At 69.7% G+C, this 18,996-nt stretch carries 16 protein-coding genes; 7 read left to right on the top strand and 9 right to left on the bottom strand.

Features of this window, described 5'->3' with window-relative positions; all coding sequences use genetic code 11:
* Positions 1–22 precede the first annotated feature (22 nt).
* On the top strand, positions 23–2,254 hold the full coding sequence (locus IEZ19_RS22305; protein ID WP_189313039.1) for a helix-turn-helix transcriptional regulator: 2,232 nt from the start codon (positions 23–25) through the stop codon (positions 2,252–2,254).
* 310 nt (positions 2,255–2,564) lie between these two features.
* On the opposite strand, the gene IEZ19_RS22300 is transcribed toward IEZ19_RS22305, so the two are convergent.
* Both IEZ19_RS22300 and IEZ19_RS22295 read right to left on the bottom strand, forming a co-directional pair.
* Positions 2,565–3,416 (bottom strand): C45 family autoproteolytic acyltransferase/hydrolase, encoded by an 852-nt coding sequence (locus tag IEZ19_RS22300; RefSeq protein ID WP_229840577.1) that lies wholly within the window; start codon positions 3,414–3,416, stop codon positions 2,565–2,567.
* 341 nt (positions 3,417–3,757) lie between these two features.
* On the bottom strand, positions 3,758–4,399 hold the full coding sequence (locus tag IEZ19_RS22295) for a TetR/AcrR family transcriptional regulator (RefSeq protein ID WP_189313035.1): 642 nt from the start codon (positions 4,397–4,399) through the stop codon (positions 3,758–3,760).
* 143 nt (positions 4,400–4,542) lie between these two features.
* Between IEZ19_RS22295 and IEZ19_RS22290 the strand changes: the two genes are divergently transcribed.
* Entirely contained in the window at positions 4,543–5,295 is a 753-nt protein-coding gene (locus tag IEZ19_RS22290; protein WP_189313034.1) for an SDR family oxidoreductase, read from the top strand.
* A gap of 106 nt (positions 5,296–5,401) precedes the next feature.
* On the opposite strand, the gene IEZ19_RS22285 is transcribed toward IEZ19_RS22290, so the two are convergent.
* The 3 genes from IEZ19_RS22285 to IEZ19_RS22275 all read right to left on the bottom strand — a co-directional run bounded on the left by IEZ19_RS22285 (position 5,402) and on the right by IEZ19_RS22275 (position 7,660).
* Positions 5,402–5,548 carry a hypothetical protein gene (locus IEZ19_RS22285; RefSeq protein WP_189313032.1) on the bottom strand — a complete coding sequence of 49 codons (147 nt, stop codon included), beginning with the start codon at positions 5,546–5,548 and terminating at the stop codon, positions 5,402–5,404.
* 316 nt (positions 5,549–5,864) lie between these two features.
* The gene (locus IEZ19_RS22280) at positions 5,865–6,722 is read right to left on the bottom strand and encodes an SDR family NAD(P)-dependent oxidoreductase (RefSeq protein ID WP_189313030.1); all 858 of its coding nucleotides are present in this window, start codon (positions 6,720–6,722) and stop codon (positions 5,865–5,867) included.
* Positions 6,723–6,820: 98 nt separating this feature from the next.
* Positions 6,821–7,660: an oxidoreductase gene (locus IEZ19_RS22275; RefSeq protein WP_189313023.1), complete on the bottom strand. Its 840-nt coding sequence runs from the start codon at positions 7,658–7,660 to the stop codon at positions 6,821–6,823.
* Positions 7,661–8,177: 517 nt separating this feature from the next.
* Between IEZ19_RS22275 and IEZ19_RS22270 the strand changes: the two genes are divergently transcribed.
* Positions 8,178–8,414 carry a hypothetical protein gene (locus IEZ19_RS22270; protein ID WP_189313017.1) on the top strand — a complete coding sequence of 79 codons (237 nt, stop codon included), beginning with the start codon at positions 8,178–8,180 and terminating at the stop codon, positions 8,412–8,414.
* A complete protein-coding gene (locus tag IEZ19_RS22265) occupies positions 8,414–8,791 on the top strand; it encodes a fic family toxin-antitoxin system, toxin component (protein WP_189313015.1) in 378 nt (125 codons plus the stop codon). Before IEZ19_RS22270 ends, IEZ19_RS22265 begins: the two co-directional genes overlap by 1 nt.
* 274 nt (positions 8,792–9,065) lie before the next feature.
* On the opposite strand, the gene IEZ19_RS22260 is transcribed toward IEZ19_RS22265, so the two are convergent.
* Together IEZ19_RS22260 and IEZ19_RS22255 are read right to left on the bottom strand one after the other, a co-directional pair.
* Positions 9,066–10,022 (bottom strand): helix-turn-helix transcriptional regulator, encoded by a 957-nt coding sequence (locus IEZ19_RS22260; protein WP_189313013.1) that lies wholly within the window; start codon positions 10,020–10,022, stop codon positions 9,066–9,068.
* The gene (locus tag IEZ19_RS22255; protein ID WP_189313011.1) at positions 10,006–11,946 is read right to left on the bottom strand and encodes an ATP-binding protein; all 1,941 of its coding nucleotides are present in this window, start codon (positions 11,944–11,946) and stop codon (positions 10,006–10,008) included. The genes IEZ19_RS22260 and IEZ19_RS22255 overlap by 17 nt, the downstream gene beginning before the upstream one ends.
* 314 nt (positions 11,947–12,260) lie before the next feature.
* On the opposite strand from IEZ19_RS22255, the gene IEZ19_RS52615 reads away from it, so the two are divergent.
* Together IEZ19_RS52615 and IEZ19_RS22245 are read left to right on the top strand one after the other, a co-directional pair.
* Complete coding sequence (locus IEZ19_RS52615; protein WP_373297031.1) at positions 12,261–12,716, top strand: response regulator transcription factor; 456 nt, start codon at positions 12,261–12,263, stop codon at positions 12,714–12,716.
* A gap of 354 nt (positions 12,717–13,070) precedes the next feature.
* Positions 13,071–14,837 (top strand): FAD-dependent oxidoreductase, encoded by a 1,767-nt coding sequence (locus IEZ19_RS22245; RefSeq protein ID WP_308428989.1) that lies wholly within the window; start codon positions 13,071–13,073, stop codon positions 14,835–14,837.
* Between the two features lie 153 nt (positions 14,838–14,990).
* Here the strand turns inward: IEZ19_RS22245 and IEZ19_RS22240 are convergent, their stop codons facing one another.
* Both IEZ19_RS22240 and IEZ19_RS22235 read right to left on the bottom strand, forming a co-directional pair.
* A complete protein-coding gene (locus tag IEZ19_RS22240; RefSeq protein ID WP_373297030.1) occupies positions 14,991–16,541 on the bottom strand; it encodes a N,N-dimethylformamidase beta subunit family domain-containing protein in 1,551 nt (516 codons plus the stop codon).
* 227 nt (positions 16,542–16,768) lie between these two features.
* Positions 16,769–18,142 carry a serine hydrolase domain-containing protein gene (locus IEZ19_RS22235; RefSeq protein ID WP_189313005.1) on the bottom strand — a complete coding sequence of 458 codons (1,374 nt, stop codon included), beginning with the start codon at positions 18,140–18,142 and terminating at the stop codon, positions 16,769–16,771.
* Positions 18,143–18,248: 106 nt separating this feature from the next.
* On the opposite strand from IEZ19_RS22235, the gene IEZ19_RS22230 reads away from it, so the two are divergent.
* Entirely contained in the window at positions 18,249–18,944 is a 696-nt protein-coding gene (locus tag IEZ19_RS22230; protein WP_189313003.1) for a TetR/AcrR family transcriptional regulator C-terminal domain-containing protein, read from the top strand.
* The last annotated feature ends 52 nt before the right edge of the window (positions 18,945–18,996 follow it).

Below are 18,996 nucleotides of genomic sequence, written 5' to 3'. Positions count from 1 at the left end.
CTGTCGACACCATCAGTGAGTTATGTATTCCGTGCTGAACGACGCGGGCCTGCCGGAGCTTGAGCTGGCGACGCTGGACGACGACGCGGCGATGCAGCTTCTCGAGGCACGTGCGCCGAGCCTCGATCGGACCGTTCGTGACCGCCTCCTCGCGGAAGCCGCCGGCAACCCACTGGCGCTGGTCGAACTTCCAGCGGCGCTCAGCGGAAACTCAGGCGTGCCGCAGCCCCTGAAACCGTGGCTGCCGATACCCCGTCGCCTGGAACAGTCGTTCCTGTCCCGTGCCTCGTCGCTGCCGGATTCGACTCGAACCGTTCTGCTGATCGCCGCGGCTGACGACAAAGACGATGTCACCGAGATCCTTCGGGGCGCAGAGCTCCTGGACGGCACACCCTTCTCGGTCGATTCCCTGACACCCGCCATCCAGGCCGGCCTGATCGAGCTGAGCGCGCACCGAGTGCGCTTTTGGCACCCCCTCATTCGCTCCGCCATCTACAACGCGGCCGCTCCGTCGAGACGACTGGCCGGGCACGCAGCACTGGCGACGGCACTGGCAGGACACCAGGAACGCCGGGCGTGGCACCGTGCTGCCGCCAGCTCCGGTCCGGACGACGACGTGGCGCTCGACCTGGAAGCAGCCGCGTCCAAGGCGTTGCAGCGGGGGGCTCCGGTTGCCGCGGTCGAAGCACTGCGACAGGCAGCGCTGCTCAGCACCCCGGACACGCACCGGGGGCGCCTCCTGCTGCGTTCAGCGGAGATCAACTTCGAGCTCGGCGACGCCACCGCTGCGCGACGGCAGCTCGCCAAGGCGCGGTCCGCAAAGCTGGAAGGAGAGGAACAGCTTCGTCACACCTTGTGGACGGAGGCACTCAACGAGGACCGCTTGTTCAGCCCGGAGCGGATACGGGCCTTCGCCGCCGTGGCGGACCAGTTGGCCAGCAGCGAGAGCGGCGGTGCCACGCTCGTGCTCAACGCACTGCGCCCTCTCGCCACGGGTTGCTGGTACGGCAACCCGTCCCAGGAGACGCGAAGCCTGGTCGTCAGGACGGCACGGCGTTTCCAGAGAATGGACATCGACCCCCTGGTCGTGTCCATCGCCGCCAGCGCGAACCCGGTCGCAGAGACGGCTTGGGTCATCGACGTGATGGCCCGCATCGGGCCTGGATCCGTGAATGACCCTGTTGAACAGCATGCGTTGGGCTCCACGTTGACCGCCGTATGGGGATTCGACCTCGGTTGGCCGTACCTGTGCGCTGCCGTCGACGGCCTTCGCCGACAAGGCCGCCTCGGACTGCTCGGCGAGGCCCTGGCATCCCAGGCGTGGTCGGCGATACACCTCGGCAAGCACCGATTGGCGAGATCGGCGGCTGACGAGGCCAGGCGGCTGTCTCGCGAGACCGGGCGGTCCCATTGGGGATTCGTCGCCGACCTCGCCACGGCCGTTCTGGCCGGTGAGCGCGGAGAATCCGAAACCGCGAGCGAACTCATTCTGGCGGCTGAAACAGAGCTGCTGTCGATCGGTGCTCAATCCATTCTCGGCTTCGCTCAGTTCGCCCGGGGACGCATCGCGATAGCCAACAACCAGCACAACGAGGCCTTCGAGCAACTGGCTCGGACGCTGGACCCGTCCGACGTCACCTATCACCCGTTCTTGGGCTACTGGGGGATCGCCGACCTGATCGAAGCGGCGACCCGCACCGGCCGCGACAGCGAAGCCCGGCACTACCTCGCCCGGCTCGACGCCCTGGCCGAGAAGACCACCGCGCCGTATCTGGAGGCCATGGCCGCTTATGCCCGCCCTTTCGTGGCCGCCGAGGACCAGGCCGAGCCGTTCTACGAGCAGGCTCTCGCCGGCCGGCTGTCGCACTGGCCGTTGCACAGAGCGCGGCTGCTGCTCGCCTACGGCCGGTGGCTGCGGCGCCAACGCCGCAACCTTGACGCACGGCGCCCGCTGCGGGCGGCTGTGGAGAGCTTCGACGCGCTGGGTATCAAGGCGATGGGCGCGGACGCGCGGGCCGCGCTTCGGGCGTCAGGCGAAGCAGTCGGCCGACCGACGAGCGACACGCTGGACAGACTCACGCCCCAGGAACTGCAGATAGCCAAAATGGCTGCCACCGGCTTGAGCAACCGCGAAATCGGTGCACGACTGTTCATCTCGCACCGCACCGTGGGTCAACACCTCCACCGGGTCTTCCCGAAGCTCGGCATCACATCTCGCGGCCAGCTGCACCTTGCCGATCTCGGCGGCGACTGACGCCCCGCCGTTCGCACGTGGCCCGGGACGGTCGAGGTCGATGAGCACCGTCTCGGCATCCAGCGACGAAGCCCGGGTCATCAGCGTTCACCGTTCCTGCATGTCGTGACCGGTCCGGCGCGGGCACCCACGGCCGGCCACCGATCGTCGCGGTTCGACTCCGCGGGTGCGCAGCGCCTTCCGTCCGGCGGTCCGTGGCGCACCGGCTCACCGTGGCCCCGCGCCCGGGAGCGGGCCCGGTGCCGACGTGGCACCCCCACCGGGGTCCGGCCGCCGGCCAGCCAGTCGTCCAGAGCGCGCGCCAGGTCGGTCAGCGGGAGCGGGAGGCGGCTTGACCGATGGTCACGGTGCGGAACCCCGGAACGAAGTCATCGAAGGAATGTTCCCAAGACTCGCCAGGCCAGTAGTAGGTCACCCGGCCCTCGGAGGGCTGGTAATGGGCGGTGTAGACCGTTCCCAATCCCTCGTCGTACCCGGATTGATACAGCGGCGGCTTCAGCATCGCCGCCACGTCCGTGCCCACTGCACGAATGGCGCTCAGTCGCTCCTGGGTCCGGGAAAACTGCTCCTGTTCGTCAGGCACCGGCAGGTGCTGGTGGTTGGCAGCGCAGGCGTCCGGTGCCTCGGCCAGAGGGATGTCCGGACCCACGAACACCGTCACCGCCTTCTCGGAGTCGACAAGGGTGACGTTCTGCGGGATGGCGATCGGTATGGACTGCAGCTTGCCGATTGCCTCGTCGACGGAGTCACACGTTTCCAGCAGGTAGCGCAGCACGATGAGGATGGCGAAGCCGGGGCCGTGGACGAATCGCCCGCCGAAGGTGAGCGAGACCGCGAGCCCGGCATCGTTCATTCCGTCCAGCAAGCCCCAGGCCGCATCCTGCATCCCGATCACCGGGCGCAGGAAGTGGGACGAGACGATGGTGCCCTCGCAGTCGTCGGGGCTGAAGTCGTAGTTGCGCAGCAGGATGCCGTTGCCGCCGATCTGGGTGCAGCCCGAGAAGAACGGTCGCACGGTTGCGAGAGTGAGGAAGGTGTCCCCTTCGGGGCGGTCGAGTTGACCGGCGAGCCGGTCGAGCACCGGGACCAGCTCCGGCATGTGTGCCTCGAACAACTTCCGGGCACGGTCCGCGCCCTCTGAGGTCCGGCCCTCCTCGGTCATCCACCCCGCCGTAAGCGGCCACAAGGACTGTGCATGGGTGGCCCATCGCCCGTCGCTGCCGTCGCCGACCTCGATGGCGCGGAAGGTCTTCTGCTGCTGGCTCATCGCTGCCGCTCCCATGTGGACGTCGGGTGAGGTGGTGGCAACCTAGCTGATTTCGCACGGAATTCACCAGATCAGGCATGGCTGTGGGAAGTGGCTGAGGTACTCGTGGATCGTCTCGACGGCGTGGAGGGTGCTCGTGGCACCCTTCGCTGCGTATGACCACGACGTAGCGGCTGACCCCTATCAAAGCCTTCCGTCGACCTGTCATAGGCCGCTCGACGGGAGTTGATGGTGTCTCAGGACTGCCCATATCTGGGAGCGCGACCCGGTTGCGGCATCCCCGCGTTTCGGTCCCCGAGCAGGGAATCGGTGAGGCGGTCGGCGGCAGCGTGGTCCAGGGGGGCGTGGCCGAGGAGGAAGCGGTACCAGAAGACGCCGTAGATCTGGTCGACGATCAGGTCCAGGTCGGCGTCGTCGGGGAGTTCGCCGCTGTCGCGGCCGCGGGTCAGCAGGTCCCGGAGGGTGGCGCGGCGCGTGGCGATGAAGGTGCGCATCGTCTCGGCGAGGTGAACGTCGTGGGCGGCTTCGCGTACCAGGGTGCGCAGGGCGGGAGCGCTGGGAGTGCTCTGGGCGCCGTCGAAAGTGGCGGTGATGAAGGCCCGGAGGTCTTCGCGCAGCGAGCCGGTGTCGGGGTCGGGCACGACCTGTCCGGCCTGGTCGACGAGGGCGTCGAGGAGGACTGCGCCCTTGGAGGGCCACCACCGGTAGACGGTCTGTTTCCCGACGCCTGCGGTGCGGGCGATGGCGTCGATGGTGACCGGTGTGCCGTCGGACTCGCTGAGCAGCCTCAGGGCGGAGTCCAGGATGGCCCGGTGTGCGGCCTCGTTGCGGCGCCGTCCGGTGTGCGGCCGTTCCGCGCGCGGTTGTGTCACGTCCATGCCTCTTTCTTCGCGCACCCTGTGGGCGCTACTCCCATCCTTCCTTGACGAGACTACAAGTCTCGATACAAACTGTTGTCGAGACCAGCAGTCTCGTCAAGAGAGCTGCACAGACATACCTACAGAAAGCTGGGATCAGCACCATGAGCGTGTCGAGCAGCACAGCGTCCGTGTTCGCAGGGCAGCGTGTCGTCGTGATGGGCGGCAGCTCCGGTATCGGTGAGGCCGCGGCCACGGCCTTCGTGGCGGATGGAGCCGAGGTCGTCGTCACCGGCCGCAACCAGGACCGACTGGATGCGGCAGTGGCCCGGATCGGCGGCAAGACCGTCGGCCACCGGATGGACGCAGCTGATCAGGGCGCCATCGACACCTTCTTCGCCCAGTCCGGCACCATCGATCACCTTGTGGTCGGGGTCACCGGCGCTGCGGGCGCCGGCCCCTTCGCCCAGCTGGACTTGAAGGACCTGGCGGTCGGCTTCGACGCCAAGTTCTGGCCGCAGGTCCGCATCGTTCAGACCGCGCTGCCGCACCTGCGCCAGGACGGATCGGTGACGCTGATAACTGCCTCCTCCGCCCGCGCAGCCTTCCCGGGCACTGCGGGACTGGCCGCGCTCAATGGCGCGCTGGAGGCGATGGTTCCGCCGCTGGCGGTCGAACTGGCGCCGCTGCGGATCAACGCCGTCTCGCCCGGCGTCATCGACACCCCGTGGTGGGACCGTGTTCCGGCCGAGCAGCGCCAGGCACTGTTCGACGGGCTTGCCGCCACCACGCCGGTCGGCCGGGTCGGACGGCCCGAGGACGTGGCCCGGGCCGTCCATATGCTGGCCGCCAACGGCTTCATCACCGGTGTGGTGCTCGACTGCACCGGCGGCGCCAACCTGGCCACCGGCCGCTGACACGACGCCCCCTGCCCCCGGCGCCGGTGCGCCTGGGGCAGGGGGCGTCGCATGCCTACGGGAAGGAACGTCCGCCCGTGGATCGGCAGGACGTGGCTCAGGGTTGTCACTTGGCCACGATCAGGTGGACGCCGTAGGCGACGATGGTGAGGCACAGCACGAAGCACAGCACGAAGCACAGCGCCGGGCCGGCCTCGCTGACGTCGCCCGACTGGCCCTCCTCCATGCCCTCGGGCTGCTTGGCCCAGGCCACGTACGCCCAGCGAGAACAGCGTGACCAGCACGAGCACCACCCGGGAGCAGACATGTGGGTGGAGAGCGCGAAGCCGAGATGACCGGAAGTCAGGATCGCCGTCGCCGCGCGTCGTCGGGCGCGGTGACGGCGATGCCGTCCACCTGCGCCCGCAGCCCTGCACGTGCGAGACGGGCAGGGCTCCGGGTGGTGTTGTCGGGAGTTCCGCGCTTCCGGCACGCGGCACGGACGGGACGGGAGGCCATTGGCTACCCGGTAACCCACGAAAAAGGGGATCCACCCTCGTGCCGGCGGACGCGGTGACAGCCCGCGGGAGTCAGAGCACCGCGTTCTCGGCGGCGCCCGGGAAGTCTGTGCTGAACGCCAGCTCCCTGCCGGCCTCGAACGCGGCCCGCAGCTGGTCGAGCTTCACGCCGATGCGCCGCTGGGCGTCGCTGCCCAGGACGACCCAGTGGGCCGGTTGCGGGGCGTTGACGGCCTGGTGGATCGCCTCGGCTGCGCGCTCGGGGTCACCGGGGAACATCTCCGGGGTGAGACTGCTCATCATCGCGCGGAAGGCACCGGCCGTATCGGCGTAGTCCGCGATGGCCTCACCGGACACCTTCGTCCGGTTCTCGATGCCGGTGCGGAAGGAACCGGGCTGGATGATCATCGCGTGCAGGCCGATGGGCTCGATCTCCTGCCACAGGGCCTCGGTGAAGCCCTCCAGCGCGAACTTGCTCGCGGAGTAGTAGCCGTTGGCGGGCAGACTCGCCAGGCCGTCCATGGAAGAGACGTTGACGATGGTGCCGCTGCGCCGGCCGCGCATACCGGGCAGCACCACCCGGGTGAGGGCCACCGCGCCGAAGAAGTTGACCTCGAAGAGCCTGCGGTAGTCGCTCTCCTCCTGCTCCTCCAGAGCGCCGACGAAGTCGATCGCGGCGTTGTTGACGAGGATGTCGATGCCACCGAAGCGCTCCTCCGTGGCGCGCACGGCCGCGACACGGTCCTCGGCGTCGGTGACGTCGAGCTTGACCGCCAGCGCCGTCTCCGGATAGCGCGCGGCCAGTTCGGTGGTGGCCTGTGTCGAGCTGGCCGTCGCCACCACATTGTCCCCGTGTGCCAGGACGTGTTCGGCCAGGGCCTTGCCCAGTCCGCTGGAAGCGCCGGTGATGAGCCAGGTCTTGCGAGACATGGAGTGATCTCCTTCAAATGGGGTGCGATAGGTGTGTGGGTGAGAGAGGAAGGCGGGGGAGACGTCGCGGCGCGTAGGGGTACGGCCGTCCGGTGCGCCTACTCGCCGGCCGGGAAGTCGGCCGCGGCGCTGGCCTCGGCCCACTTCCTCGTTTCCGTGGCCCGTGCCTCGCCCGCCTCCAGGGCCATGGTCACGGCCTGGGCGCCGAGCAGGAGCCGGCGCGGCGGGTCGTCGTCGTTGACGACGTCGATGAGGACCTTGGCGGCGCGGACCGGATCGCCGGGCTGGGTTCCGTTGTTCTCCGCCCGGTACTTGTTCATGGCGCCGACAGTGTCCACGTAGTCGGTACCCACGGCGTGCAGTTCCATCGACGAGCCCTGCCAGTCCGTCCGGAAGGCGCCCGGCTCGACGATGACGACCTTGACCCCGAACGGGGCGACCTCGTTCGCCAGGACCTCGGAGAAGCCCTCCACGGCGAACTTCGCGCTCTGGTAGGCGCCCATGCCCGGGGTGCCGCCCACCCGGCCGCCGAGTGATGAGAACTGCAGGAACGCCCCCGAGCGCTGCTCGCGCAGCACCGGGAGGGCGGCCCGGGTGACGTTGACGACCCCGAAGAAGTTCGCCTCGAACTGGGCGCGGAAGTCGTCCTCCGCCATCTCCTCGATGGGACCGCTGTTGGCGTAGCCGGCGTTGTTCACGACCACGTCCAGACGGCCGAAGGCGTCGACGGCAGCCCGCACCGCGTCCTGGGCCGCGGCGGTGTCGGTGACGTCCAGGGCCACCGTCCGCACCCGGTCGCCGTAGCGGGAGACCAGGTCCGCCAGCTGCTCCGGACGCCGGGCGGTCGCCACCAGCTGGTATCCGGACTCCAGAACCGCTTCCGCCAGGGCGCGCCCGAAGCCTCGGGACGCGCCGGTGATCAACCATGTACTGGTCATTTGTGTCCTTCGTTCTCTTTGGTTGGCAATGATCAACATTCGTACAAGGAGAGAGTCCTGAGGACGACATGCAAGGCGGAACGGTCCGTCAACATGTGCGTGTGTCGTGCGGGACGTATCAACTGGACGTTCCTCAGTCTTGCTACGTGTGCCGCAGAGGGCGTCCGTCGTTTGACTGCCGGTTGCTCCCGTGCCCGCCGCCGACGCCACCCACGTGTGTAAGTCATTGGACGGATACGTCGCGACCGGACCGAGGCCCGGGCGGCACCGTCCGGGACGTGTGTCCTGGCTGTCGGAAACTCTGTGGTGCTCCCGGCAGCCGGACCGCATGCGTCTGATCGGGGTCCGACAGGTCGTGACCGCGCAGCGCACTCAACGCGTCATTGCCCGCCCCCGCCGAGGCTGCGGACCCCGATCGGCGAGCTCCTCCAGAGCGAGTGGCGCGGTCCTGGCCTTGAGGGAGCCTTTGGGGACCCAGGACCCCCATGGAGCGGTAACAGCTGTTACCATGGCCGACATGGCAAAGACACAACTCGGAGCCCGTGTCGACAACGAAGTGGTCGAACTCGCCAAGGCCCGGGCCAAGGACCACGGCCTGAGTCTCGGCGACTACATCGCCCACCTGGTCAGGGAAGACGTGGACGGCCTGCGCGCCCGAGGCCTGGACGCCGCACGCCGCTTCCTCGACGAACACCAGGCACTCTTCGACGAGGCCGAAGACGCGGACACCGCCCCCGGAGCCCACGCCGCCTGATGGACCTGCACATCGACGTTCCCTGGATCCTGCAGGTCGCCGAGATCGCCGGCGCTCGCGACCCCGCTCCCGACGACTACGGCATCCCGGTAGCCGCCGTCGCCGCCCACCGGGCGGAACTCCTCGAGCAGCCGGTCTACGACGGTCCCTACGCCCGCGCCGCCGCTCTCGTCCACATCCTCGGCCGCTGCCGCTGGCTGGAACGCTCCAACATGGCCGTGGCCGCGGCGACCGGCGTCATGTACCTCGAGGCCTCCGGCATCCCGCTCAAGCCCACCCGCGACGATGCGATCGCCCTGCGCGACCTACTGCGCGACCCTGCCTGCACGACCTCGAAGATCGCAGCCCTGCTGCGCTCGTGGCCAACAGCCACCTGACGACCGCCCGTTGCCGGGCATGCCGCACAAGCCCCTGGGCCAACTGCTCGGCCGTGAACAACCGGGTTCGTCGACTCGGCTCGTACGGCACTGCTCATGCTCCCGACTGTCCTCTACGGCAGGACGGTCACGGGTCACATCTACCGTTCCCTTCTGTGCGGAGACCGGATCGGGCATGTTGACGAATACCCGGGCCGTGGCCCTCACCGCGCGATGAACAGTTACCCCTGCCGGCAACCCCGCAGACACGTATCCGCACCGTCGAAGGGCGGCCTCAGGAGCGGTGCGCTGCGGCCACCCCGGCCACCTCGCGCCGTGACGTGACCCCCAGCTTGGCCAGGACGTGGGATACGTGGGTCTCGACGGTGCGCCGGGACAGGACGAGGGCGTCGGCGATGTCGGGGTTGGACAGGCCGGTGGCGACCAGTCCGGCGATCTTCACTTCCGTGTCGGTCAGTGCATCCCATCCGGTGCGGGGGCGACCCCGGGCACCGCGCACCCCGAGCCGCACACCACGGGCGCGCAACCGTGCCGCGGCACGACGGGAGTCCCACACGGCGCCGAGCGCGGTGCAGGTCAGCATCGCGTCGTTCAGCGCCTCCCGGGCCGGGCCGGCCTGTCCGGCGCCGGCCAGCAGGTCCGCGGCGTCCTCCAGGGCCTGGGCCATCTCGACCAGACGACCCACCGTGCGGTAGTGACCCACGGCGGCGGACACCAGCTCCGGGTCCGAACGCAGCAGTCCCTGGCACCACATGCGGGCCGCCCTCACCCGCGGCAGCCGGCTCCTGGCCTCCTCCGCCTCGGCACAGGAGGTGGCGCGCTCAGCCGTCTCGCGGTCGCCCACCGCAAGAGCGAGCCGCACCAGCAGCGGAAGCACCCTCACCCGGTCGTCCATCACGTCGTAGGAAGGGTCGAGGACGTCCTTCAGTCCGCCGACAGCCGACGCGAGACCGTTCATCCGCTCGGCGACCATGGCGCGCGCCTCGAACCAGTAGGCGAGATTGACCGTCTTGAAGTGGACTTCGGGCATCTCCTCCACCGCGCGCAGATGGCGGCGCGCGACCGCCTGTTCGTCGCGGTGCGCGGCGACGGCGGCCGCGATGCTGTGGGCGATGACCGGGAGCGAAGGATAGTACGTGGGATGGTGGTCCGGGTCGGATATCGTGTCGAGCTCGGTCAGCGCGTCGTCCCAGCGCCCGGTGTGGAAAGCGATGTCACCGGCGTGCAGCACGCACGACCCCCAGACGCGGAGTGCCCGTCCGCTCCGCCAGTGACCGCGCGCCGGCGAGGACCTCCCGGGCCTGAGGGAAGCGGTCCATGTTCAGCAGCATGGCGATCTGATTGGTCTGCATCAGCAAGCGCAGATCGAGCAGTTCGGGGTCGGAACCGGTCAGCGCGATGCCGCGCACGAGGCAGTCGAGGGCGCCCTCGACGTCCTGACGGACGAACCGCGTCATCGCCAGGGTGTGCAGGGCGTAGCCCGTCGCCATGGCGTCCGACAGACGCGTGCCGACGACCAGGACGGCAGCGGCTTCCGCGGCCGCTTCGTCGTTCCTGCCCAGAGTCATCAGGGTCATGGCGACGAAGGCGCGCAGACGCGCGTGCCACCTCGTGTCCGGCTCCAGGTGTGCCGCCACCTTCTGGACGATGGCGATCGCCTCCTCCACCAGCGCGGTGCGCGCCAAGGTGTAGCCCAGGATCCAAGCCGCCCGCCCTCCTTGCTCAGGGTCACTGTGGTGGTCCAGAACCTGTCGTGCGACTCGCCCCGCCTGTTCGTAGTGGCAGGCGAGGAAGGCCGCGGAGGCGAGGTGGTCCAACAGCTCCAGGGTGCGCGCGTCGTCGTCCGGCGTGTGCGCGACGGAGCGTTCGAGGAGGGTGGCCGCGACGGCCGGAGCACGGCGCGTGAGGGCCGCGGCATTGTCCACCAGCCAGTCGACCTCCCAGCCGTCCGCCGCATCGCCCGCCGACAGCAGCAACTCGGCGACACGTTCCACCGAGGCCCCTCGGGCGATGAGGGCCTGGGCGGCGTCCCGGTACAGCGCGATCCGCAGTGCCGCGGGCACCGACCCGTAGAGGGCCTGTTTGAGCAGGCCGTGCCGGAACCGCAGCCGGTGCCCGTCGGCCGGTTCGAGCACGCCGGCGGCCAGAGCCTCCTGCACGGGTGCGGTCAGTGCCGCCGCCGGCCGGCCGAGCAGCACTGTGAGGTCGGTGAGCGGGAAGGCGGGCCCGAGCAGGGCGGCGGTGCGCAGCATGTCCCGTGTCCCGGCCGAAAGAAAGGCCAGCCGGTCGGCGATCGCCTCGGACAAGGACATCTGACCGAATTCGGTCCACCTGCCGTGGGTGCCGTCGCCGGCCTGGGCCTCGGGTCCGAGCTCTGTCTCCCGACCGTTGTCCTCCAGGGCGCCCGCACGCGTAAGAGCATCCATGATCTCGCGTATGTACAGGGGGTTGCCCGTCGCCAGTCCCAGTCGGTCGAGCAGCCGGGGACCGGCCGTCCGTCCGGCGATCCGGCCGGCCAGCTCGGCCACTTCGGCGTCCGACAGACGAACCAGGGTGAGAGTGGTTCCGGCGTGGTCGCGTATGTCCCGACGCAGCAGGTCCAGTTCGGGCCGCTGGGGGACCGGACGACAGGCGCCGATGAGGAGCAGGGGCCGCTGGGCCGCGGTGCGGCACAGCCGGCGCCACACCAGCAGGGTCGCCTCGTCGGCCCACTGCAGATCGTCGAGGGCCAGGACGAGAGGGTGCGCGGCGCACAAACGGTCGACGAGCACCAACAGCTCCTCGGCGGCGGCGGTCACCGGATCACCGGTGACGACCCCGACGTTGTGGTGGCTGCGCACATCGTCGGACGCCGGGCGGGCCGCCTCCGCTCCGGCGTCGGCCCGCCGCCTGCCCGGCAGGCCGGCAAGGGCCTGCTGCAGAACGGCGAGGGGCAGGCGCTGACCGAGTTCGTCACAGACGCCCTGACCCACGTCGAGACCCTTGTCCACGGCGTCGGCCAGACCCGCCGCCAGCAGCGCGCTCTTCCCGATCCCGGGCTCCCCCTGCACCAGCACGACACCGCCGCGTCCCTTGACGAGATCCTCCATCGCCGAAGAGATCAGGGCCATGTGGCGCTGACGCCCCACCAGAGTTCCCGAAGAGCCCGAATGCATGCCCACAAGGGTACTCAAACCGGATTGCGGTCCACTTCGCATACACCGAGGCCGACCTTGCCGTCGCCCCACGACCAGCAGGTCGCCGGTGAACCCCCGCTCGTCGTCTGGGTGTGACCGCGAGGGCAGGGGAGCGCCGGGGTCGGTCACGTAAATCTCCGTGAAGCCGCCGGATGTTCGTGTACGTGGGCCCCGCGACGATGAGGGTCACGTGACCGGTGAGACGTGAGGCGATGCGAGGCATGGAGCCTACCCAGGGGATTGAGCAGAGCACTGCGGCCCGCTTGCGCCCGGCCCTGGCGGGGCCAGGCCAAGTGGAGAAGCCGCGTCGGCCGGCGCTGGTTGCCGACGAGCCGATCACCGCCGACGGCGTGACCCTCTTCCCCGGCGCCGTGGATGACGGTGCCGGGTGTACAGGGCGGGACACGGCCGCGGACCGCGCGGCAGGTACGGACACCGGCCCACGGACGCCGGCCGACCGGGAGGAGGGGCGGCGCGCCGTCTGCGAGTCCAGCGGCCGCCGCCGCACCACTGGTGAACAACTGTCCGCACAGGAAATGCAGATAGCGGTACTCGCGGCACAGGGGCTGAGCAACCACGAGATCGGCCGCCGCCTGTCCATTTCCCCCGGCAGGGTCGCAGCCCGCCTCTACCGGATCTACTCACGCTTCAACGTCACCAGCCGAGCCCGACTCGCCGCCGCCCTCGCCGCCCTCCACGACACCCGGACCACGGCCGCTCTCTCACGGCAGCAGCTCCGGTCACCGTAGGGCGGACGAGCCTCCTGTACCAGCACCAGCACAGGGCAGCGGCCAGACCGAGCAGGGCCGGGTAATTGCGGGAATGACGCTCATAACGGGGGCCGAGTCGGCGACCGCTCCGCGCCGCCCGGCTCACGATGCAATTCCTCCCGGGTCTGAAGCGTCAGGGTTCCTTGCAAGATCAGGCTGAACTCTCCATATTTGTACCCTTATTACGCCGTAATAGGGGTACGCGGCAGCGTTGCCCGGTTGGCCGCGGTCGATTCCTCAGCGCGCCCGGACGGGCGATGTGGCGGTGGCCGGTGCCGCCGACTGTGTGGCAAGGGGAGATCTGGTCCCATTCCTGATGCCGTGCCGCCACGCATGTTGGTGGTGAGTGGTTCGAGATCGCCAGGCACACGTATCTGCAGATGGATGTGCGCTGGACGGGAACCGTTGCCTACCCGCCTTGGTGGCAGGTCAGGTGCTTCCATGAAAGGTGTCGAGAGTAGGCTCCCTTTCACATTTCCCCCTTATCGGAAGGTTGGCCCAATGGGCGAGGTCAACGGTGGCGTGGCAGGTGTGCGCAGGACGAGTTCTGCAGGGCGGGTGCTCGTCGTGGGAGCCGGCCCGGTCGGGCTGGTCGCCGCAGTCGAGCTGGCGCGCCGAGGTGTGGAGGTCCGTCTTGTCGACAAATCTGGTGGTCCTTCCTCGGGCTCTCGCGGGAAGGGACTGCAACCTCGCAGCATCGAGGTCTTCGACGATCTGGGGCTCGCTGGGCGCATTCTGGCTACGAGCCGTGCCCGACTGGCCATCAGGAAGTACCGGGGGCGGGTGGTTCTGGGAACGAGTGACGTGGTCCCCGGCGCCCCGGAACCCACGGCCTCCACCCCTTATCCCCGGACCGTACTGCTTCCCCAGTGGCGCGTGGAGGAGGTCTTGCGTGAACGGCTGGGCGAACTGGGTGTGATGGTCGAGTACGGGTCGGAACTGTTCGGCCTGAAGCAGGAGGGCGACCGCGTGCAGGCCTCCCTGCGGACCGCGAGCGGGTCCGAGAGCGACTCGTTCTCTTATGCCATTGGCTGCGATGGGGCGTCCAGCACGGTACGCAGGTTGCTGGAGATCGGATTCCTGGGGCAGACCGACGAGACGGTCCGGATGCTGACCGCCGATGTCGAGTTGAGCGGTCTCGACCGCGACTTTTGGCACTGGTGGCCCAGCGCTGACGGAAGACTGCTGGCCCTGTGCCCGCTCGCGGCGACCGACACGTTCCAGTTGCAGGTCGGTGTGGCTGCCGACACCGCGGGAGAACTGCCGCTCAAGGAGATCCAGGCGCTGGTCGAGGAACGCAGCGGGCGCGCCGACATCCGCATACGCCGTGTCGTATGGCAGTCCGTCTGGCGCTTCAACGTGCGGATGGTGGACCGCTACCGTGCGGAACGGGTGTTCCTGGCGGGCGATTCCGCCCATGTCCACTCGCCGGCAGGCGGTCTGGGCATGAACACCGGCATCCAGGACGCCTACAACCTCGGCTGGAAAATAGCGCACGTCCTGCACGGTGCCCCTGAGGCGCTGCTCGACACCTACGAGCAGGAGCGACTCCCGATCGCCGCCGACGTCCTGAACCTCTCCTCCGAGCTCATCGCCGGACGCGTCAAGGGAGTCGTACCAGGCGAGGGACAAGGCTCCGACACACTGCAGCTCAAGGTGCACTACCCCGTCAGTGAGCTCAACGGATCCCTCCGGGGCGAGCACGTGTTCGTTCAGGCAGGCGACCGCGCGCCCGACTCGCTGCTGTGTGGGCCGGACGGGGCGGCAGTACGGCTCTTCGACCTCTTCCGTGGGACCCACACAAGTGCGCTCGCCTTCGGACCTCGGAGCTCGAAGGTCGCGGACGCCCTCGCCCGACGCTTCCCCTACTGTCTGAAGTCCTTCACTCTGTGCCCGGCAGCATCGCCCACGACCGTACCGAGTACCTCCCACTTCACCGACGGCGAAGGCCACGCCCGCCAGGACTACAGCATCGACGGCGACACCCTGCTCGTCATCCGGCCGGACGGATACGTAGGCCTGCGTGCCACCGAGCCGAGCGAAGCCGAGGCCCTCCGATACCTCCGCCGATTCCTCCCCGAGGAACACGCCGCCCGCTGACGTAGCCGCGGGCCACCAGTCCCGCAGGGGCACTTGCACGGCTGGTCGGGCAGGGCAGCCGCGCCGCACCCCGGGCGGCCGTGTCCCCGGGTGGCGCGCGGCGCATCTGGCGTGGCTGGGGCTGCTGGACCGGTGAGCGTCTGCCCCGCCCGCTCAGATGGTGTACACCTGGTGCGCGTTCGGGCGGGGCGCCGGGCGGTGGCGGGCGGCCGGACCCGCGGCGAAGGCGTGCAGCAGGTTCTCCGTGGTGCGGGTGACGAACGCGGCGGTCCTGGCATCCATGCCGTGGTCGCGGCCCGCGTCGGGGGTGCCGGCCATCAGAGCCTCCACCCAGCGCATGGTGCCGGTCGCGAAGACGCCCGCGCCGCCGGGGACGGTGTAGTAGGCCGAGTCGCTGTGGCTGCGCCGTCCCGTGCACACCAGCGGCGAGTGGGCGGTGATCTCCAGCGCCGCGGGGGTGGGTTCGCTGGGGGTGACGCGGTCGTACTCGACGCCGACCAGGTGGTCGAAGCCCTCCCCCTGCCGGACCCCGGTGCCCTCGTGCAGCCAGTGGTCCGCGGCGTGCACGACGTACGGGGCGTCTACCGGGTAGCCCTCGTAGAGCACGCCGGTCAGCGACGACTCGGGATCGGCGCCCGGGGCCTGCCGGAAGTCGGTGGTGACCATTGCGGGGTGGGCCGGGTAGCTGGGGTCGGTGCGGTAGGCGGTCTTGTAGCAGACCACCGTGCGGTCGGCCGCCGTGTCACCCGGCTCCAGGCGGACCCGGCGGAAGCAGGTGTTGGCGCCGAGGACGGCGATGTTGGTGCCGGCGTCCCGGGCGCGCGTGACGTGCTCGCGCTGCCTGGGGGTCCAGTACTCGTCGTGCCCCAGGCAGATTATGGCGCTCGCGCCCGTCAGGATCGTCGGGTCGCGGTCCACGTCCGTGCCCGTGGTGTAGGCGAGCGGGATCCCGAGCCGTTCGGCCAGCACCACCGCGGCCCGCTCGTACACCAGGAACTTCTCCGCGCCGCTGTCGTCGTAGGGCCGGTCGAAGCTGACCGCGAGCGACCGGTCGGCGTAGGCGCCCGACTCGCCGGCGTAGAGGCTGTAGCCGCCCCAGCGGTTGTACGCCTGCCAGGTGGCCGGGGCGTGCATCAGGACGGTGCGGCCCGCGGTGCGCGTGGAGCGCACGATCAGCGGCACGTAGCGCTGGTGGCCGTTGTCCGCGTCGAGACGCAGCAGGTAGGCGCCCTCGGGCCAGCCGGTCGTGTCGACGCTCATAGTGCGCTGCCAGTCCGTGAGCATGGTGCGGGTGTCCGGCAGGAGGCGCGCGGCCGGCTGGACCCGCCCGGGTATCCGCGGCGAGGACCACACCCGCCGGGCCTGCGTCCCGCCGTACCAGCCGACGCGGAAGGCCGAGACGCGGAAGGCGGGGGCCGTCGTCGACACGTGGAGGCCGACCTCCTCGCCGGGCGTGACGCTCACGCGGTCGGTGTACCCGGCCACGGCGTCCGGGGGCCCCTGCGAGCGCAGTCGCCAGTCCCTGGTGCCGGGGCGGTCGCGTTCCGCCTCCGCGCGGGGCGGGCCGGTGTCCCGGGCCGGTGCCCGCTCGCAGGCGGCCAGAGCGGCGGCGCCCGCGCCGATCCCGGCGCACGCCTTGAGGACCTGCCTGCGTCCCGGCCCGTCCTGCTCGCCGACCGTCACGTTCCCTCCCTGGGGCACCATGCCGACACGGCCAGCGTGGGCGCGCGGGCCGTGTCGGGCAAGTCGGGGGCCGCCGTCCGGGGGACCGGGTCGTCTCTTTGCGGCTCCTTGCGGACTGCCACCAGGAAGCTGATCCGCCGACACCGGGCCACCGGTCACCCGACCGTTGTTGCGGCGACGGGTCGTGTCCGTGTCGGTCCGGGTTGCCGGCAGGGGCGGCCGCTCGGGACCGCCCCTGCCCGCTTGGATCAGGATGCTTGCGCAACCCGGTTGAAGAGCCGGCCGGCGAGGTCGACGCCTGTGACCGTTCCGTTGTCGTCGCGGGAGAAGTAGCCGCGCTGCCCCTCGAGGCCACCTTCGGTGACGATGTACTCGTCGCCGTCAGGAAGGAAGCCGATGGCCGCGGCCGGGTAGTCCGGGGGCATTTCCTCGTCCGATGCCTCGCGGATCTCCGGCTTGATCCCGACCGCCAGGGTGAGACGGGTGCCGTCGGTGGCGAGGTCGAGGTTCATGGCGTCGATCTCGTAGCGGCCGACGACCTGTTGGGCCTGTGCCTCGTCGTACGGGATCGGCTCCACCGCCTTCTCGACGACGCCGAGGTAGTGCTCGAGCGCCCACCGTACGACGGACTGGTTGAAGGGGTAGCCGTCCGGGCCGACGTTGGCCAGGGAGACCACCGCGAAGTTGCGCTCGGGCACGATGAGCAGCTCGGCGAACTGGCCGTTGCCCGAGCCGCCGTGGCCGATGCTGTGGAGGCCGTCCAGGTCGCGCAGGAACCAGCAGATGCCGAAGCCGTCGCCGAGCGTGCTGGCGCGCAGCTCGACTGTCTGCTCCCGCATGCGGTGCAGCTCCGCGGTGCGCAACACGCTCTCGCCGTCGCCGAGTTGGAACCGTGCCCAGCGCAGCAGATCGCTCGCCGAGGAGGCGAGGCCGCCGCCGGGGTTGTCGCCGCGCGCGCCCTCCTTGAACGCTCCCCAGGGCCGGGCGGCTCGCAGTTCGCCGTCGTCACCGCGGTTGTAGCCCACGGCGAACTTGCGGACCATCACCTCGGCCAGTCCGTACACGGTGTCCGACAGGCCCACCGGTTCCAGGACGAGCGAGGCCATGGCCTGCTCGAAGGGCAGGCCCGTGACCTTCTCGATGATCCGCCCTGCCAGGTTGTATCCGGCCTGGCTGTACGAGGCGCGGGCCCCGGGCGGTGCGATCAGCGGCAACTCGGGCAGCTTCGCCACGAGCCCGGCCAGGGAGCGGTCTCCCTCGCCGTCGTCGATTAGGTTCCAGTCCAGGCCTGCGGTGTGGTTGAGCAGGTTCAGGACGGTGATCTGCGCCGCGGCCTGTTCGTCGGCGAGCTTCAGTTCGGGCACGTAGCGCCGCACCGGCGCGTCCAGGTCCACCTTTCCCTCGGCGACCAGGCGCATCAGCGCGGTCGCCGTGAAGGTCTTGGACACCGATGCCAGCGGGAACAGTGTCTTCTCGTCGACCGGCAGCGGGTTGCTGAGGCTCGTCACGCCGTGCGAGACGTGGATCTCCTGGCCGTCCAGGAGCACTCCGACGGCGACACCGGGCACGCCGAGCTCCGTGGCCTGCGCCTTGACGAACTCCGACAGCTTGTCCTGCGACATGCGATCCCCCTCCGGATGCTTGAACTAAGTACGAGAAGGAGCGTAGGTCAGCGCTCGAACAAAGTGCAAGACGTGACATGAACTAAGTTCAAGTAAGATGCTTGCCATGCCGCGAGACACACTGACCGCAGACCGGATCGTCCGTGCGGCCATCGAGCTGCTCGACGACGAGGGACTGGACGGCCTCAACATGCGGAGCCTGGCGAAACGCCTCGGCTCGGCCGCCACGGCCGTCTACTGGCACATCAAGACCAAGGACGACCTGGTCCGACTCGCCAGCGACGCGATCTGGCACGAGGTCGACCTGCCAGATCTCGACGCCACCGACTGGCGCACGGCCGCCACCGCCCACGCCGTCGGCATGCACGCGATGCTCACCCGGCACCCGTGGCTCGGCCAGGCGTTCGGCAGCCACCTCCTGTACGGACCCGGCCAGGCCCGGCACAACGACCTCAGCCTCGCCATCTACGAAAGGGCGGGCTTCGCCGCGGACGACGCGGACCGCGCGGCCGCCACCGTGCTCACCTTCGTGCTCGGCAGCACACTCGGTCCCGCCGCACAGGTCTCGCTGAACCGCCGCCTGAGCAAGAGCGGCGCAGACGCCGAGCAACTGATGGCCGACGCCATGACACGCGCCACCGAGATCGCCATGCAGTTCCCGCGCCTGCGCGAACGCCTCGACACCACGTCCGCCACGCAGTACGCCGCAGCGCCCGACGACACCTTCGCGTTCGGCCTTCAGTCCCTCCTCGACGGCTTCGAGGCCCGCCTCACCGCCGACCGCGCCGGCAGACGCGAGTGACCCGGAGCCCGGACAACACCCACCCGACCCGTCCACGGCCCGTTCCGGCTTC

This window comes from Streptomyces brasiliensis (genome assembly GCF_014647875.1).
Classification (GTDB): Bacteria; Actinomycetota; Actinomycetes; order Streptomycetales; family Streptomycetaceae; genus Streptomyces; species Streptomyces brasiliensis.
Note: the sequence above shows the minus strand (reverse complement) of the source record. Positions and strands in the feature narration are given on the sequence as shown.